Origin of the sequence: Brevibacterium sp. 91QC2O2 (assembly GCF_024580695.1) — a bacterium.
GTDB lineage: Bacteria > Actinomycetota > Actinomycetes > Actinomycetales > Brevibacteriaceae > Brevibacterium > Brevibacterium moorei.
This window is the reverse complement of the sequence record NZ_JANIJY010000015.1, coordinates 1-17,337: the sequence shown is the minus strand read 5'-3', so window position 1 is coordinate 17,337 and position 17,337 is coordinate 1. Positions and strand designations below refer to the sequence as shown.

General features: G+C 62.9%; 17 protein-coding genes. 12 read left to right on the top strand and 5 right to left on the bottom strand.

Going from position 1 to position 17,337, the window contains the following annotated elements:
• Positions 1 to 102 precede the first annotated feature (102 nt).
• The gene (locus tag NQ036_RS10830) at positions 103 to 1,926 is read left to right on the top strand and encodes an ABC transporter family substrate-binding protein (protein WP_257058861.1); all 1,824 of its coding nucleotides are present in this window, start codon (positions 103 to 105) and stop codon (positions 1,924 to 1,926) included.
• Between the two features lie 102 nt (positions 1,927 to 2,028).
• Here the strand turns inward: NQ036_RS10830 and NQ036_RS10825 are convergent, their stop codons facing one another.
• From NQ036_RS10825 to NQ036_RS10810, 4 genes are all read right to left on the bottom strand, one after another.
• Positions 2,029 to 3,186 (bottom strand): LacI family DNA-binding transcriptional regulator, encoded by a 1,158-nt coding sequence (locus NQ036_RS10825; protein ID WP_257058859.1) that lies wholly within the window; start codon positions 3,184 to 3,186, stop codon positions 2,029 to 2,031.
• A gap of 185 nt (positions 3,187 to 3,371) precedes the next feature.
• Complete coding sequence (gene ltaE / locus NQ036_RS10820) at positions 3,372 to 4,391, bottom strand: low-specificity L-threonine aldolase (protein ID WP_257058856.1); 1,020 nt, start codon at positions 4,389 to 4,391, stop codon at positions 3,372 to 3,374.
• A 44-nt stretch (positions 4,392 to 4,435) separates the two neighbouring features.
• Positions 4,436 to 5,686 carry an amidohydrolase family protein gene (locus NQ036_RS10815; RefSeq protein ID WP_257058854.1) on the bottom strand — a complete coding sequence of 417 codons (1,251 nt, stop codon included), beginning with the start codon at positions 5,684 to 5,686 and terminating at the stop codon, positions 4,436 to 4,438.
• A 90-nt stretch (positions 5,687 to 5,776) separates the two neighbouring features.
• Positions 5,777 to 6,841 carry a LacI family DNA-binding transcriptional regulator gene (locus tag NQ036_RS10810; RefSeq protein WP_257058851.1) on the bottom strand — a complete coding sequence of 355 codons (1,065 nt, stop codon included), beginning with the start codon at positions 6,839 to 6,841 and terminating at the stop codon, positions 5,777 to 5,779.
• Between the two features lie 166 nt (positions 6,842 to 7,007).
• On the opposite strand from NQ036_RS10810, the gene solA reads away from it, so the two are divergent.
• The 9 genes from solA to NQ036_RS10765 all read left to right on the top strand — a co-directional run bounded on the left by solA (position 7,008) and on the right by NQ036_RS10765 (position 15,402).
• On the top strand, positions 7,008 to 8,144 hold the full coding sequence (gene solA / locus NQ036_RS10805; RefSeq protein ID WP_257058849.1) for an N-methyl-L-tryptophan oxidase: 1,137 nt from the start codon (positions 7,008 to 7,010) through the stop codon (positions 8,142 to 8,144).
• Between the two features lie 37 nt (positions 8,145 to 8,181).
• A complete protein-coding gene (locus tag NQ036_RS10800) occupies positions 8,182 to 9,018 on the top strand; it encodes an ABC transporter substrate-binding protein (protein ID WP_257058846.1) in 837 nt (278 codons plus the stop codon).
• Between the two features lie 9 nt (positions 9,019 to 9,027).
• Positions 9,028 to 9,789, top strand: coding sequence for an amino acid ABC transporter permease (locus NQ036_RS10795; protein WP_257058843.1), 762 nt, complete (start codon positions 9,028 to 9,030; stop codon positions 9,787 to 9,789).
• A 2-nt stretch (positions 9,790 to 9,791) separates the two neighbouring features.
• Entirely contained in the window at positions 9,792 to 10,565 is a 774-nt protein-coding gene (locus tag NQ036_RS10790; protein ID WP_257058840.1) for an amino acid ABC transporter ATP-binding protein, read from the top strand.
• An 18-nt stretch (positions 10,566 to 10,583) separates the two neighbouring features.
• On the top strand, positions 10,584 to 11,084 hold the full coding sequence (locus tag NQ036_RS10785) for a VOC family protein (RefSeq protein ID WP_257058837.1): 501 nt from the start codon (positions 10,584 to 10,586) through the stop codon (positions 11,082 to 11,084).
• Between the two features lie 112 nt (positions 11,085 to 11,196).
• Entirely contained in the window at positions 11,197 to 12,072 is an 876-nt protein-coding gene (locus tag NQ036_RS10780) for a sugar phosphate isomerase/epimerase (protein WP_257058835.1), read from the top strand.
• Entirely contained in the window at positions 12,069 to 12,761 is a 693-nt protein-coding gene (locus tag NQ036_RS10775; protein WP_257058833.1) for an SDR family oxidoreductase, read from the top strand. The genes NQ036_RS10780 and NQ036_RS10775 overlap by 4 nt, the downstream gene beginning before the upstream one ends.
• 215 nt (positions 12,762 to 12,976) lie before the next feature.
• Positions 12,977 to 14,134, top strand: coding sequence for a Gfo/Idh/MocA family protein (locus NQ036_RS10770; protein ID WP_257058831.1), 1,158 nt, complete (start codon positions 12,977 to 12,979; stop codon positions 14,132 to 14,134).
• A gap of 50 nt (positions 14,135 to 14,184) precedes the next feature.
• Entirely contained in the window at positions 14,185 to 15,402 is a 1,218-nt protein-coding gene (locus NQ036_RS10765; RefSeq protein ID WP_257058828.1) for an FAD-binding oxidoreductase, read from the top strand.
• A gap of 104 nt (positions 15,403 to 15,506) precedes the next feature.
• Here NQ036_RS10765 and NQ036_RS10760 read toward each other — a convergent pair whose 3' ends face one another.
• Complete coding sequence (locus NQ036_RS10760; protein ID WP_257058825.1) at positions 15,507 to 15,770, bottom strand: hypothetical protein; 264 nt, start codon at positions 15,768 to 15,770, stop codon at positions 15,507 to 15,509.
• A gap of 217 nt (positions 15,771 to 15,987) precedes the next feature.
• On the opposite strand from NQ036_RS10760, the gene NQ036_RS10755 reads away from it, so the two are divergent.
• Together NQ036_RS10755 and NQ036_RS10750 are read left to right on the top strand one after the other, a co-directional pair.
• The gene (locus NQ036_RS10755) at positions 15,988 to 16,410 is read left to right on the top strand and encodes an organic hydroperoxide resistance protein (RefSeq protein WP_257058811.1); all 423 of its coding nucleotides are present in this window, start codon (positions 15,988 to 15,990) and stop codon (positions 16,408 to 16,410) included.
• Between the two features lie 163 nt (positions 16,411 to 16,573).
• Positions 16,574 to 17,337: isoaspartyl peptidase/L-asparaginase (locus NQ036_RS10750; RefSeq protein ID WP_257058808.1), on the top strand; the 764-nt coding region annotated here is incomplete at its 3' end.

Genomic DNA, 17,337 nt, shown 5'->3' with positions numbered 1-17,337 from the left:
TCTGTGATCCACAACATACTTGAACCGGCAGGTGGTTGGGAGCGTTCCCAATGATGGGGTGAGGGCCCCGCACTCCTGGACGGACTCTCGAAAGGAAGAGAGATGAAGAAGCGAATCCTGAGCATCGGGGCGGCGGTCGCCACGGCGGCGCTGGTGCTGGCCGGGTGCACCCCGAACAATGCCGGCGGAGGCTCCGCCGATGCCGCTGGCGGTGGCGAGGTCAAGGTCATGTGGAACCAGCCGTTCTACTCCTCGAACATCTGGTCGAGCGCGTCGACGGCGACCACGAATGCCAACACCGTGTACCTCATGAGCGACTCCTTCAAGTACTACGACAAGGACTTGAAGGTGGCCGACAACAAGTCCTTCGGCACCATGGAGAAGGTCTCCGACAAGCCGATGAAGGTCAAGTACACGATCGCGGACACCGCCACCTGGTCGGATGGCACTCCGTACACGGCGGCCGACCTGGTGTTGGGCTGGGGCGCGCGCAGCGGCAACTTCAACACGGGCGACCTGGAGAAGGCCCAGGACGACGAGGGAAACGTCAAGAAGCAGAAGGGCGAGAACGTCTTGTTCAACGCCTCGAGCTTCGGGCTGCGGAAGATCACGAAGTACCCGGAGGTCTCCGATGACCTCAAGAGCGTGACCTTCACCTACGATCAGCCCTTCGCCGACTGGGAGACGAACCTGTCACTGCAGGACTCCGGCCTGCCCGCGCACATCGTGGCGAAGAAGGCGCTGGGCATCGACGATGCCACCAAGGCCAATGATGCGATTCTGGGGGCGTTCAAGGACGACGACAAGACCTCCCTGGCCAAGGTCGCCAATGTCTGGAATACGGGTTTCAACTTCACCAAGATGCCCGAGGACAAGGACCTGCTGGTCAACACGGGCCCGTATCAGATGACGGACTACCAGGAGGGGCAGTTCCTCACCCTGGAGAAGCGCGATGATTACAAGGGCGAGCGGAATCCCAGCATCGACAAGGTCACCATCCGCTACAACTCGGACCCCAATGCGCAGGTGCAGGCGCTGCAGAACGGCGAAGCGGATCTGATCAATCCGCAGGCCACCGCCGACATCCTCAAGTCGATGCAGGCGATCGACGGAGTCAAGATCGATTCGAACTACGGCGACTCCTATGAGCGCCTGGATCTGGCGCAGAACAATGGGGGTGCCTTCGATCCGAAGACCTATGGTGGTGATGCGGAGAAGGCGCGCAAGGTCCGCGAGGCCTTCCTGCTGACGGTCCCGCGCGAGAAGATCGTCAGCGATATCGTCAAGCCGCTCAAGGACGACATCACCGTGCGCAACTCGTTCACCCAGGTGCCCGGTTCCCCGCACTACGACGAGGTCGTCAAGGCCTCGGGCTTCGATTCGGTGCTGGGCAAGCAGGACATCGACAAGGCCAAGCAGCTGCTGAAGGAAGCAGGGGTGTCGGGCAAGCCGAAGGTCCGATTCCTTTACGCCAAGGGCAACGAGCGGCGCGAGCAGATGTTCCAGCTGATCAAGGAGGCAGCGGATTCAGCCGGCTTCGACGTGCAGGCGAATGCGCAGGTGCAGTGGAGCGCGCTGCTGCCGGACACCAGTCAGTACGATGTCTCCACCGCGGGGTGGGGCAATGAGCACCTGGGCGTGACCCAGACCGTGCAGTTCTGGCGCTCCGGGGGCAACCACAACCACGGCGGATACAAGAACCCGGAGGTCGACAAGCTCTACGATCAGCTGCAGGGCGAGACCGATGAGTCCAAGCAGGTCGCGATCGAGGAGCAGATCGAGAAGAACATCGTCAACGATGCGGTGTCCCTGCCGATCTTCCAGTTCCCCGATATCGTGGGCGCGCGGAACACCGTTTCGGGGGTCGACGCGATCGCGGTGGCACCGAATATGTTCTGGAACTACTGGGAGTGGAAGCTGCAGTAACGGGGGAAACGGGGAATCGACACTCGATTCCGGCTTCTGACATCGACTGACCGGTTCATGTCGTTCGCACCGCCTGCGGACGACATGAACCGGTCAGTCGATTCACGCCTCGGCCAGCGAGTGTGCCGGGGGCCGTGCGGTGGAGCCCCGCACCATCAGCTGCGCCGCGAGCTCCGTGTGCTTTGCCCCCGCCCGGTCGCCGCGGATTCGGGCGATCAGCGCCGAGGCGGCCTGCTGTCCCAGCTGCACGTCCGGCTGGGCGATCACGCTGACCGCCGGGCGCACCATCGTGCACCAGTCCTGATCGTCGAAGGCCAGGAAGGACATATCGTCCGGGTAGGCGATGCCCGCGTCGATCAACGCCCGGTAGCCGGCCGTGGACATGAGCGAGTCCGTGCACAGCAGGGCCGTAGCCGAGGTGGCGGTGGGGGTGCCGTCGCTGCCGGCAGGGGCCGTGCCCGCGCTGCCCGCGTCGCGTGTGCCGGTGAGGAAGTCTCGGACGGCCTCCTGCGCTTCCTGCGGAGTGTAGGGGACCTCGACGACCAGCTCGGGATCCGGCTGCAGGCCGTGGGCCCGCAGCGCCCTGACGTAGCCCAGGAGGCGCAGCTCATCAGGGCGCAGGACCTCGTCGTCGAGGCGATCGGCCGGCGCGTCTGCCAGGATGCGCGGGATTCGGGTGGAATCGGAGACGACCACGGCGATGGCCCGGTGGCCCTGGTCCAGGAGGTGTTCGGTCGCCAGCGCTCCGGCCGCCGCATGGTCCAGCCCTACAACGTCGGCCCCCGGGGCTGCGGGAGTGGGACGGTCGAGCATGACCAGGGGGAAGCCCCGGTCGATCAGTCGGGCCAGGGGCGCTGAATGAGCGCGGTTGTGCGGGGCCAGGGCGATACCGGCCACGCGGTGTTCGATGAAGACCTCCAGGCTGCGGTCCTCGTCGGCGTCGGTGCGGTCGGTGTTGCCCAGCATGACCTCGAAGCCGGCGGCCCTGGCGGTGTCGGTGAAGCCGCGGACCACTGCCGCGAAGAAGGCGCTGGCGACGTCGGGGACCAGGATGCCGATCGTGTGCGAGGAGCCGGAGACCATGGCCTTGGCGATGGCATTGGGGGTGTAGCCCAGATCGGCCGCGGCCTTCTTGACCTTCTCGACGGCCTGGGCGCTGGCCGAGCCCTCGCCGGCCAGGACCCGGGCGGCGGTGGACTTCGAGACTCCGGCGGCGCGCGCCACATCGAACAGTGTGGTGCCGCGGGGTCGTATAGCCATCGTCGAGGTCCTTGTCCGTTGGGTGCGAGGGGCGCGGATCGTGCCATCCTCCCTCATCCTATGCGTCGCCGTGCCCGCCACGTGGACGGTTTCCGCCATCCCCTTTCCCCAGCTGGCCACGCCTCGCCGAGCCCCTGTCTCGGGGCTCGGCACATCGTGGCCACTCGGCGTTGTGCCCGGCGTGCTCAGAAGTAGTCCGCACAGGTGCGCGCGACAGCCTCCACATCCGTATCGTCGACGTCCAGGTGGGTCACCCAGCGCAGCGTCCCATAGCCGCCCACAAAGATTCCCCGTTCGGCCAGGAAACCGGTGAAGGCGGCGGCGTCGAACCCCGCTACCGGGGTCATGAAGACCATATTGGTCTGCGCATCGCCCGCACCGAGCTCGGGGTACTCACGGAGTACCTGGGACAGGCGCTGTGCCCGTTCGTGGTCCTCGCGCAGGCGGTCGACATTGTTGTTCAGAGCGTAGATCCCGGCGGCCGCCAGGTATCCGGTCTGCCGCATGCCCCCGCCCACCATCTTCCTGACCCGCCTGGCCCTCTCGATCAGATCCCTGGGGCCGATCAGCAATGAGCCGATCGGTGCGCCCAGTCCTTTGGACAGGCACAGGGAGACCGTGTCGAACCAACTGGCGATCCACGCGGGGTCGCGCCCGGTTGCCACCGCCGCGTTCATCAGCCGGGCGCCGTCCAGATGGGTTGCCAGACCGTGTGCGTGGGCCAGCTCGGTGGCCTGCTGCAAGTACTCATCCGGCAGGGGGATGCCGTTGAAGGTGTCCTCCAGGGCCAACAGCTTGGTCATTGCATTGTGGAAATCGTCGGGCTTGATCGCCGCGGCGATGGCCTCGAGCGCGATGGTGCCGTCGGCCTCATTGGGCAGCGGCTGGGGCTGGATCGATCCGAGCACCGCCCCACCGCCGCCCTCGCTGCGATAGACATGGGCCTGCTGGCCGGCGATGTACTCATCGCCTCGGCCGCAATGGGCCATCAACCCGGCCAGGTTCGACTGGGTCCCGGTGGGGAAGAACAGTGCCGCCTCCTTGCCCAGTCGCTCGGCGGCCAGCCGTTCGAGCGCCGAGGTGGTGGGGCAGTCGTCGTAGACCGCATCGCCCACCTCGGCCGCCGACATCGCTGCGAGCATCTCGGGTGACGGGCGGGTGACGGTATCGGATCGGAAGTCGCTGAAGGTGGTCGGTCTGTTCACTGTCTGGTTTCCCCTTCTGGTGGAATCTGTGGAATCGGGCCGGTTCACCGGCGCTGGATTCCGTCCTGGTAGACCGCCGCGACCCGCTGCCGGATATCGCCGACGCCCACTTGGGACAGGTCGCCGTCGAACAGCACGATGTCGGCTGCCAGCCCGGGCGCGATCCTGCCGACCCTGTCCTCGATGTGCATGAGCTCCGCAGCGGTGGCCGTGGACGCGGTCAGGGCGTCCTCGATGCTCATGCCGACTCCGGCCATGAGTTCGATCTCCTCGAGGTTCTGACCGTGCGGGCCGACTCCGGCGTCGGTGCCCATCGCGATCTTGACGCCCGCCTCGTACGCCCGGGCGACGGCCTCGGCGTGGATCTGGGCGACGGTGCGGGCCTTGGCCACGGCGACCGGGGAGATCGGCATGCCGGCATCGGCGTTCTTGATCACGGCCAGTGGCGCCTGCAGGGTGGGGACAAGGTAGGCGTCATTGGCAAGGAACAACTCGATGGTGGATTCGTCCAGATAGATGCCGTGCTCGATCGACCTGACGCCGGCGCGCAGCGCGTTGTTGATCCCCTGCGTGCCCTGGGCGTGGGCCATGACGTAGGTACCCTGTGCCTCGGCCTCCTCGACGATGGTGCGGATCTCGTCGTAGGTGAACTGGCTGTGTCGGGGGTCGTCGGAAGGGCTCATAACGCCGCCGGTCGAACAGATCTTGATCTGGTCGGCGCCGGCGCGCAGGATCTCCCTGGTCTTCTTGCGCACGCCGTCGATTCCGTCGGCCACGGAGTCGGGCTTGCCCGGATAGCTCAGGCTATTGGGTCCGGGGACGCCGGACGGCGTGAGGCTGTCGCCGTGTCCGCCGGTCTGGCTCATCACGGTGATCGCCAGGCGCAGCTTGGGCCCTTCGATGTCGCCGCGCTCCAGAGCCAGGCGCAGGCCGGCGTCGGCGTGCCCGGCGTCGCGGGCGAAGGTGACACCGCCGTGCAGTGTCGCCTTGAGGTTCACCACCGACTTGTAGAACGGATAGGAGAAGGGCTCTGCGTACTTCATGAGGGATCCTGCGTCCCACATCTTCACATGCACATGGGTGTCGATGATGCCCGGCGTCAGCGTCTTGCCGACGGCGTCGACGACCGTGGGTGTGGGGGAGCCCTGTGTGGTTTCGGCAGCAACGGCGGTGCCGGCCGGGACGACCGAGGTGATTGTCCCATTGGTGACGACGACGTCCTGGGCGCCGAGGAAGGTGTGGCCATCGAAGACTTGAGCTCCGGTGAAGATCTGAACGGGGTGGTCGGTGGGCATACGCGTCTCCTGAGCTCATTGCTTATGGGTGATGTGGCACACATAATGATACTTGTGTGGGATGCCACTGGCGCGTTCGCGGCAGGGTGGTTATAGAGGTCGGGTTGTTCCGCGACGTATGATCTTGTGTTCCAAGACAAGGTGGGAGGGTTCGGCTGATGCGCTTGGCGATTGCAGTCGCTGGAGTAGAATCCCTGCAGCCCTAGTTCCCATGGACGTGATCGAGTGAGCCACCACTGTTAGCGGAGGGTTGGTGAGCTTAGTCCACTCGACGTCGTCGAACGCGACAAAGGAAAGTTGATCCGGCACCGTGATTTCATGGGCGGAGAATGAAAAGTATGACCCAACTGATAAGACGTTGTCTGTTGCGAAGATAGCGTCAACACCGTAGCTGAGCAGTCGGTCGGTGGCCTCCAAGCCTGCTTTGTTGCTCTGTTTCGGGGCGAACGCGATGAGGTCGGGGTCAGCGCGCAGGCCAGCCGATCGTAGGGCTTGCAGGTAGCCTAAGAGTCTTTGCGGGGATGGGTTGAGCTCGTGTGGGTTTGGAGTGTCCAATGCTGCCCAAATCGCCGCGTGTGGTCGCGGGTCATAAGTCACAATGCCGATTCTCTTGCGGCCCTCTTCTATCAGCAGGCAGGTCGCGTCGTATCCTGCTTGCACGTTATCGATTGAGACTGTGTTGAGCTGAGACGCTACTGGTATGCGGTCAATGGCGACGACCGGTACGCCGACCGCTGTAACAGCATCCAGGTGATCAGTTGCCGAAGCTGAGTTGGGGGCAATGATCAGGCCATCGACTCGCTGAGCAAGCATGGCCTCGACTGCCTGCGCTTCCACCGTGGAGTCGCCTTCCGAGCTCATGATGAGCGTTTGGTAACCAGCTGCCTGGGCTGCGCGACACACCTCGGCAACGATGGTGGAGAAATAGGGGTTCTCGATGTCGACTACGATGACGCCGACGGTCCCGGACCTGCCTGTCAACAACGTCCGGGCTGCGGCGTTCTGCCTGTATCCGAGCGATGTGGCAGCTGCTTTGACTTTATCGATCGTATCGGGACTGGCGTAGCCATAGCCGCCGAGTACGCGATTGACCGTGGGTCTGGAGACTCCTGCCAATCGTGCAACGTCGGCGGATGTAGGGGCGGACTTGGACATCTATGCTCCATTCGACGGCTCAGGCCACAAGATACTCAGGACGCCCCTTGCAGAGATGCGTTTCTGTGGCATACTATTCCATAAATCTCTAGCGAGTGGCTTGAGTCACATCAATCTGATCACGTGATCAGGTCAGTGTGAGTACGTGATCAGAAGGAGGAGCCTGGTGGAACTTGATGCGGAGTTCGCAGTTGTCGGCTTGGGGGCGATTGGCTCAGCCGCCCTATGGCGTCTGGCTGCTCGTGGCGAGGACGTCATTGGAATCGAACAGTTCGCAATAGGGCACAATCAAGGATCGTCGCACGGCGAGACCAGACTTTTTCGCACACTGTGCATGGAAGCGCCAGAGCTCGTCACGGTCGCGCGTCGTTCCCAAGAGCTGCTGCGCGAACTGGAGAAGGATTCTGCGTCGGAGCTGCTCAGGCTCAGCGGTGGCCTATTCATCGGAACGCCCGAATCAGATGTCATTGACGGGGTGGTCAAAGCAGCTGATGCCCACGGAGTGGCTCTTGAGAGGCTGAGCCGCCAAGAACTACTCGACCGATTCCCTCAGCATGAGAATCTTGATCCTCGAGATATCGGCCTGTGGGACCCGGAATCAGGCGCGGTACGGCCGGAGGCATCTATTGTCGCGGCGGTGGATGCTGCTAGATCTGCAGGTGCTCAAGTCATTGCTCAGACCGCCGTGACAGACATCAAGTTCGACGACAGTGGAGCTCTGGTTGTCACTCCGGCCCGCACCTTCCGCGTAGGGAAAGTAATAGTTTCCACCGGAGCCTGGTTAAGCAAATTCGTACCGAGTATGCCGCTGAATCCATTGCGCACTCCGATGACGTGGTTCGCTCCAAAACCAGACGCCACAGCCTCCTTCGATCTAGAGAGCTTCCCGATCTTCGTCAGAGCAGTGGCGAACGGCGATCGACTTTGGGGGCATGGAGCGGTGTTCGGGCATGCAGCGAAGATTGGTCCAGAAGATTCCCCAGAGTATGACACGGTAGACGCGGACCATGTGGATCGAGGCGTCAGCGATCGGGACTGGAAGCACATTTCTGGGTTGTTGGACAACTACATTCCGCAACTGGATTCAACTCCGTCCCGCACGACCACATGTATGATCACGCGCTCACCCGACATGCAGTTCCAAATTGGCCCGCTGGCCTCCGAGCCGCGACTGTATGTTGCCGGTGGTGACTCCGGGCATGCGTTCAAACATGCAACAGGCTTGGGGGAGTACATCGCCCAGCAACTCACTGGCGAGACGCCGTACGTAGATCTGTCCTTCACGGACCCCAATCGATTCTGAGCTATCCCAGTTCAGGGCACGACAAGAGGAGAACGACATGCGCTCACTTAGGAAAATCGCGGCAATAGCCGCGGCGGTGTCGCTCGTTGCGGGGCTATCCGCCTGTGGCGGAAGTACCGAGGCGAAAGAAGAGAGTCTAACCAAGACCGAGGGCACGCTCGTCGTCGGAACAACGACTGACTCGAAGCCGAACGCATATCTGGAAGACGGCAAGCGGGTGGGCTTCGACATCGAGTTCACTGAAGCTGTCGCAAAGGAAATGAACCTGAAGGTCGAGTGGCGCTCTATGGAGTTCTCGGCACTTCTGCCGGCAGTAGCCAGCGGCCAGCTGGACACGGCGACGAACTCAATCGCTGCTACCCCGGAACGGCAGAAGATGGTCGATTTCGCCGAGGGAAACCTGGTCGGAGCGATCTCAGTCATGACGAAGCCGGGCACCGGCATCACTGAAGACAAAGGGTCAGTTGGCAAGAAGCGGATTGGATTGGTCCAAGGGTCGATCCAGGAGGCGTACGGGAAGCGAGAGTTCCCCGACGCACAAATCGTCCGATTCCCGGATAATAATGCTGGTGTTTCGGCTTTGAAATCCGGACGAATCGATGCCTACTTCCTCGACACCGTGGTTGGCGCTGACTACGCGAAGCAGGACAAGAACCTCTCGATGCCGATTACAATCTGGACGCTTGACCTGCCTGCAGCCCTCGCTGTGAAGAAGGGCAATGACAAGCTGCGGGAAGCGATGAATGAGGCACAGAAGAAGGTCTTCACCAATGGAGAATGGGAGAAGATCTATCGAAAGTACATGATGCCCGGTCTGCCATACCCTGACAAGGACAAGCTTCCCCCGTACACGAATCCCGATCCAGAGAGCTGAGTCTAACTAATGGATGGGTTTCTAAGTAACTTCTTCAATTGGGAACTGATAAAGGGAGCAATCCCTGATGTCTTGAGTGTTGGCCTGCCAAACACGCTCATTCTCAGCGTTATCTCAGTCCTACTGGGATTGCTGGGCGGCTTGCTGCTGGCCGTTATGGGAACCTCTCGGACGAAGTGGTTACGATGGCCGGCCCGTGTTTACACTGATATTTTCAGAGGGTTGCCTGCCGTACTGACAATCCTGATCATTGGTCAGGGGATGGCGCCGGTGACGAGCTGGCTCGGACCGTCACCATTTCCATTGGCGATCCTAGCTCTAGCCCTCATCACTGCTGCTTATATGGGTGAGATACTGCGCTCAGGAATCCAGAGCGTCGGTGTGGGTCAGATGGAAGCCTCCAGAGCCCTGGGTCTGTCCCGAGGACAGACGATGCGCTTGGTCATCGTCCCGCAGGGTGTAAGGAACGTGCTTCCGGCTATGGTCAATCAGTTCATAGCGGTGTTGAAAGATACGTCTCTGGTCTATTTCCTGGGGCTCACCGAAAGTGAACGGGAGTTGTTCCGCGTAGGGCAGGACGCTGCGGTGACTTACGCGAACCTTTCTCCGTTGGTCACAGTTGGCGTCGTATACCTTATCATCACCATTCCTCTGACCTTCCTGGTGAACTTCATTGACAACAGGTTGAGGGTCGGGGTTCGGCCAAAAGCTAAGCGGACAGCTGCCAAAATGGCCTTTTCTACAAAGGGCGATATTACGAGGGGGGTGTGAATATGACTGTGCAAAGCTCGGATTCCGACTCGATTTTGGCTACCCCAACGCGTGGTAAAAGTATCACAGTTGATGATGTGTCCGTGGTTCTCGGTGGAAACGAGATCCTGCATAATGTGTCGTTTTCTGTCGCTGCTGGCGAAGTGGTCTGTATTATTGGTCCCTCAGGGTCCGGTAAGTCAACCGTTCTACGCACACTGAATCGGCTGGTTCCTATATCCGGTGGGAGAATTCTCCTCGACGAAGTCGATGCGGCGACTATCCAGGAAGACTTGTTACGGCAAGATATTGGAATGGTTTTTCAGCATTTCAACTTATTCCCACACAAGACGATTATCGAAAATATCATGTTGGCTCTGCGTGCCGTCAAGAAGATGGGCAAGGGCGAAGCTCGTAGTCGGGCACAGGCTGGCCTGGACGCTGTGGGGCTCGACGACAAGGGACCATTCCGTCCAGCTCACCTTTCAGGTGGACAGCAGCAACGTGTGGCAATCGCACGAGCTCTTGCGCTCGACCCGCATGTGATGCTCTTCGATGAGGCCACCAGCGCACTCGATCCAGAATTGGTTAAAGGCGTCCTCACCCTGATGGGTGAGCTTGCGGGGACGGGTATGACAATGCTGTGCGTAACCCACGAGATGGGATTCGCACAGAGCGTTGCAGACACGGTCATCTTCATGGATGATGGGAGGATAGTCGAAACTGGAACACCCGCCCAGATTTTCGATAATCCACAAAGTGATCGACTGCAGCGCTTCTTGGATCAGGTCCTGTGAATGAACTGAGGGGGAAATATGAAGTTGGATCTAAGCCATGCGCATATAGGAATCCAGGTTGAGAACCTTGATTCTGCGACTCAAGAGTTAAATCGGTTGTTCGGGTTTACATTTGCTGAACCTGCGAGCCCGGATATACAGGTCGATGTACCTGGCTCGTCGATTCGTGAGGCGCTCTCCGGTAGCTTGACGGTGACGAGGCAAGGTCCTCCTTTTATCGAGGTGAGTCAGGATGACCCGGAGTCGAAGATTTTCAGGACTAATCCCGGTGAGCAGATCAGTTTCCATCACCTGGGGTTCTGGGTGGATAACTTGCAGGCGCATATCGACGAGTTGGTTGCCGCAGGTTATCCGATCGAAGGAGCCGGGCTGAATGATTTTGGAGAGTATCGGTATTCATACCATATTGTGCAAGGCTTGAGGATTGAACTTGCGGATTTGCGCGTTAGGGATCCGTTTGAAGAGTGGGGTTGTATCGGTAAACCCAATATGAAGGCTCTGTTTCACCCGGGTTCTTGATTGTGTTGATGGCGGATACTGATCCGCATTGTCCCGATTTTTGGGCGTGATTGTTTATTTGGGTGGGGTCTGTTGCGATTGAGCGCAGTCCCCACCCGTGTATGAGGGGACTATGAAAAATTCGCTTGGTATTCATGCTGGTGTATGGACTGGGGACTGGAGTCCGGAGAATACGAAACTCGCTGTAGCAAAGACGGTGGAGTCCGGATACTCGATTATTGAAGTGACTGGTAGTGATCCTACCTCGATCGACACCGGGCTTCTTAAGGCGGAGATCGAGGGTGCCGGTCTTACGGCTGCGGTTTCTATGGGGTTGACCTTTGACGCGGACGTTAATACCGAAGATCCAGTCATATTGGCACGTGGGCGTCGTCGTCTAGACGAAGCACTTGAGATGGCCTCCGCTATCGGTACCAAATATCTCGCCGGCTGCTTGTACTCGACTCTCGGAAAGTACCCTGGACCGGCAACGGCAAAGGCTCGTGCGAATTCGGTGGCGGCGGTTAGGGACCTTGCTCAAGGTGCTGCGGAGTCTGGCATCACAGTCAGTTTGGAAGTGGTCAATCGATATGAGTCGAATCTGATCAACACCGCCGAGCAAGCGCTCCGTTACATCGATGAGGTTGGGGAAGATGTTTATGTACACCTTGACACCTACCATATGAATATCGAAGAAGGCGACTTGGCCAGGCCTGTTGCGCTGGTCGGTGAACGTCTTGGTTATGTGCATGTTGGGGAGAGTCATCGTGGTTACCTCGGTTCGGGGACGATTGACTGGGCTAGATTCTTTAGGGCTTTGGCAGACTCCCAGTATGGCGGGCCGATAACATTCGAGTCGTTTTCAACGGCGGTCGTCGATCCAATTCTGTCGAATGGACTCTCGGTCTGGCGTAATCTGTGGAGCGACAGTACCGACCTGGCTCTGCATGCGCGGTCGTTCATCGAGGGCCAGCTCACCGCAGCGCTACAGGGAGAGAATCAGGCATGAAATCCACGAAGACAGCACTGGTCACAGGGGCCTCGCGTGGGATCGGGCGGGCCGTCGTCGAAGATCTGGTGCGCGATCACACGGTCTTCGGCGGGGCCTCGCGCCCGGTGGAGGAAGCTGACCGGATCGCCGGAGTCGACTACTTTGCCTCCGACCTGGCCGCCCCGGCGGTCGACTTCTCCACCTTCCCGGACCTGGCCGATATGCCCGATGGGCTCGACGTACTCGTCCAGTCGGCAGGTATCGCGATCCAGGATCGGCTGGAGGACCTCGACCGTGCGGCCTGGGAGAAGTCCTTCGCCGTGAACGTGTTCGCCGTCGCCGAGATCACCCAGCGCTACCTCCCGGCTCTGCGCAAAGCCCGCGGCACGATCGTGTTCATCAACTCCGGCTCCGGCCTCATGTCCTATGCGCGCGGCCTGCCCTACACCGCGACGAAGTTCGCCCTGCACACCTTGGCCGACTGTGTCCGCGAGGAACTGCGCGACGATGGCGTACGCGTGGTCTCGGTGCACCCGGGCTTCGTCGACACGGATATGGGCAAGGCGGTGCGCGGCAGTGGCGGCCGAGACTACGATCCCGACTACTTCGTCAAGGCCGTCACCGTGGCCGAAGCGGTGCGCGTGGCGGTCGACGCGGACCGTTCCGCGCAGTTCGAAACCATCACGGTGCGTCCGGCCAAGAAATGAGGTCACACTCGATTGCACCCCAGGGCATCGAGTGTCCGGTTCATGTCGCCTGCAGGCCGGTGTGGGCGACATGAACGGGACACTCGATGTAGGGGTCGTTCATCGAGCGTGAACATTGACGCAGGTCACACCGACCGCATAGCGTTAGGAGTGATTGGGAACGCTCCCATAGCTCCCACGACTCTCGTGACTCCAGTTTGAAAGGTGTTCCATCCATGCAGGCCAACTCCACCCGCCCCTATCGTGTGGGCATTGTCGGGTTCGGGACCTCGGGCCGGGTGTTCCACGCCCCGTTCGTCCTGGAGCACCCGGCCTTCGAGCTGGTGGGCGTAGTCACCCGCGATCCGGCCAAACGCGCGGACCTGGCGCAGCTGGCCCCGCAGGCCGAGGCCTTCGATTCGATCGAGGACCTGCTGGCCTTTCATGCAGTCGCGGCCCGCGCTGCCTCCGGCCCAGCCGGCACCGGACCAACGGCATCCGACCCAGCCGCCGACCGGCATTCGGGTCTGGACCTGCTGATCGTCGGCTCGCCCACTGGCCTGCACGCCGAACACGTGCGTCAGGCGATCGAGGCCGGCGTCACGACCCTGGTCGACAAACCGATTGCGCCCACGGCCGCAGCCGCCCGGGGACTGTTCGACCTGGCCGAGGCTCGCGGAGTCGGCCTGAGCGTCTTTCAGAACCGCCGCTGTGACGATGATTTCCGGACGATCAAGGCTCTGGTGGACCACGCGGCCTTCGGGCGGGTCTACCGCTTCGAATCGCGTTTCGAATGGTTCAAACCCGCTCCCGGCAAGGGCTGGAAGGCTCGTACCACGGCAGCCGAGGGCGGCGGCCTGCTGCTCGACCTGGGCCCGCACCTGATCGACCAGGCCCTCGAACTCTTCGGCCCGGTCGAGCGTGTCGAATCGGTGCACCTGGACCGTCGCGCCGAAGGAGCCGTCGCAGAAGACGACGTGCGGCTGGATCTGGTCCACACCTCGGGTGTGGTCAGCGAACTGCGGATGAACGGTCTGGCGGCAGTCCCCGGCCAACGGTTCCGCGTGCTGGGCACCACGGGCGGCCTGGCCTCGGCCGGCCTTGACCCGCAGGAGCCCCTGCTCAAGTCCGGCATGCTGCCCGGCGACGCGCAGTACACAGACCCTGCGGCGCCGGCCCGCGCCCAGCGCACCGCCACGGTATCCGGCACCGCCGTGGCCTCGGCCGCCGGAATCGATGCCGGCCCGGCGGAGATCGCCCTGCCGGTGAGCACCTACCTGGACTTCTACGACCGCCTGGCCGCCTGGCTGGACGGTGGCCCGGCGCCCGTGACCCGGGAGCAGACCCTGGCTGTCATGGATGTCATCGAAGCGGCCCGCGCCGCAGCCAGCTGAACAGCCGCAGCCAACCGAACAACGGCCCAGCGAACAACAAGGAGCACCCCATGTCCGAACCCACCGCGGCACAGTCCACCACAGACCAGCCCGCCGTCGTCGTGATCGGCGCCGGCATCATCGGCGTCTCCACCGCCTACCACCTGGCCACCCGCCACCACCTGCAGGTCACCCTGGTGACCGACGGCAACCCGGTCTCGGGCGCCTCCGGCAGGTCGCTGTCCTGGCTGAATACGGCCGGCGCCACGAGCATCCGCACGCCCGAATACCACGGCCTGCGCCGGGCCGGTATGGAACGTTACCGGGCCCTGTCCGGCGACCCCGCCTCGGCCCGCTTCCTGCGCTTCGACGGTGGCTTCACCTGGGCTGACCCGGGCGAGTCCTTCAAGGCCCGGCACGCCGCCGAGGTCGACGTCGACTACCCCTCGGAGTGGATCTACCAGGACCAGGTGGCCGAACGGCTGCCCGGCGTGGCCGCCGATGTCGTTGCGCCCGAGGGCGGCATCCTCAACCCGAACGAGGGCTGGGTCGACCTGCCCGGCCTGGCCGCCTACCTGCTCCCGCGGTTCGTGGCCGCCGGCGGGCGGATCGTGGCCAATGCGGGCACGTGGAACGCCGAGGTCGCCGCCGGCCGGGTGACGGGTGCCCGGTCCTCGCAGGGCCAGTTCATCCCGGCCGACCGGGTGCTCATCGCCACTGGTCCGTGGACCCCGGCGCTGCTGGGCGAGCTGGGCGTGAACGTCCCGGATTCCACGCCCAAGTCCCTGCTCATCCAGGCCGCCCCCGCCGATGCGCCGCACCCGCTGCGCGCGGTGCTCAACACCCCGCGGGTGGCCCTGCGCCCAGCACCGGGCGGCCTGTTCGCGCTGGACTCCGACTGGGCGACGGCCGGGGTCGAGGTCGACGAGGCCGGACGCTTCCACGTTGACCGGGCCGTTGCGCTCGAACAGGTCGACGAGGCCAGGGCCGTGTTGGCGGGCAATCCGCGCCTGGAGATCGTGAACATCTGGGCGGGCATGAAGCCTGTGCCCGGAGACGGAGATCCGGTGCTGGGGCCGGTGCCAGGCATCGAGGGGCTGTCGGTCGCGTTCACCCATTCGGGGGCGACCCTGGCGCTGGTAGCGGGCGAACTACTGGCAGGGGAACTGGCGACGGGTGCTCCGGCGGCTGCGCTGGAGACATTCCGACTGTCGCGTTTCGCGCAGGGTCCACAGGCCTCGGTGGCGTTCACCGGGCGCTCCGATGGGATCCGCAAGGTCAAGGGCTGAACTGAACGTCAAGGGCTGAGCCGAATTCCAAAGCGATCCCTGCACTCCGAAGCGCTACAAGGCTTTGGAGTGCAGGGATCGCTTTGATGTTCAGGGGTACCGGTTCAGCGCAGGCCGTTGTGCCTGGCCCGCATGATCGCCCCGCACGACAACCACGACATGACGGCAACAGCGGAGACCGCCGATCCGATCGACAGCACCGAGGCGAACGACCCGATGGAACCGATCGACAGGGCCGAACCGACGCTGCCGATGGACAGCACGGAGTTCTTCGACCCGATCGATAGGATCGATCCTGAGGACCGGATGGACAGGATCGACGGGGTGGCGCCCTGGCAGTTCTGCGTGGGCTGCGTTGCGTGGCTCATAAGGCGATGGTCCCATACAGGTGGCCGCTCGGCCACCACTTTGCGGGAACTCGGCGGGCTGCAAGGTGCTCTGTGAGGCTGTCCGTGCTGCAGTCCGGTCGACAGACCGCACCCGCCGCCCAGCGCGCACATTCACCTGCTGTTCAGATCGCGGTCAGACTCAGGGAGGACACTGACCGTATCCGCTGGAAGATCCGACCCAACAGAGGAGATACCCATGGATGCCGCATACACAGTCGAGGCCCTGTCCACCGGCAATGGCCGGGACGGCCACGTCACCGCGATGGACGGTGCGCTGGAATTCGAGATGCGCACGCCCAAGGAGATGGGCGGCGCCGGTGGTGGAGTCAATCCGGAGGCCCTGTTCGCCTCGGGCTACGCAGCCTGTTTCCACAGCGCCCTGCGCATGGTGGGCGGGCAGGAGAAGGCGGATCTGGGCGATTCCACCGTGGGCGCCCGGGTGAGCATCGGCGATAACGGCCAGGGCGGGTTCCAGCTGGCGGTGGCCCTGGAAGTCGTCATCCCGAACTTGCCACATGATCAGGCCCAGCGCCTGGCCGATGCCGCGCATCGGGTCTGCCCCTACTCCAATGCCACACGCGGCAATATCGAGGTCACGGTCACCGTCACCGACGACTGAGCTCTATCCTTATCACCACACGGACCTGGATGTGAGTTCACGCTGTGAACTGACATCCAGGTTTTCGTTTGAAGGGATGATGCCGTTTCCCTCCCGGCGGATAGCGTAGGGCCGGCAGGGTCACGGCGCGGTCCGCATTGCCCCACCTCACTAGACTGGGTCCATGACGGAAACCTCTGCGAACTCCGGTTCTCACCCCAGCCCCGTGCCCGCCTCGAACCCCTCGGCCACAAGCACGGCCACAAGCGTAAGCACAAACGCGGATCCCACCAGTCAGTCGATGGACTCGGCCGCCGCGGTGCACCCGGTCGAGACCGCCTCCTTCGGCGCGGATTCCGGCCCGCTGCTCATCATCCATGGTGGAGCCGGCGCCCGCAGTGCGCCCCTGGCCCCGGAAGACGCGGCGGCCGCCGAGGCCGGCCTGACCTCGGCCCTGGAAGCCGGGCAGGCGGTGCTGGCCGGCGGAGGTTCCGCGCTCGACGCGGTCGAGGCCGCGGTGATGGAACTGGAGAACGCCCCACACTTCAACGCGGGCCGGGGTGCTGCGCTGACGCTGGCCGGGCGGGCGGAGCTGGACTCGGCGATCATGGCCGGCGACGGCACGGCCGGGGCCGTGACCGCGGTGCAAAACGCGAAGAACCCGATCACGGCGGCGCGTGCGGTCAAGGAGCACACCCCGCACGTGCTCATCACGGCGCCCGCGGAGGAACTGCTGGCCGAATGGGGCGTGGAGACCGCGCCGGCCGAATACTTCATCACCGAGAAGCGCCGGGCACAGCTGGCCGATTTCCAGGCGTTGCGCTCCGCCGGGCAGACCCATGGCACGGTCGGCGCGGTGGCCCGCGACGCGGCAGGACACGTGGCCGCGGCCACCAGCACAGGAGGAATCAGCGGGCAGATGGACGGCCGGATCGGCGACACCCCGAT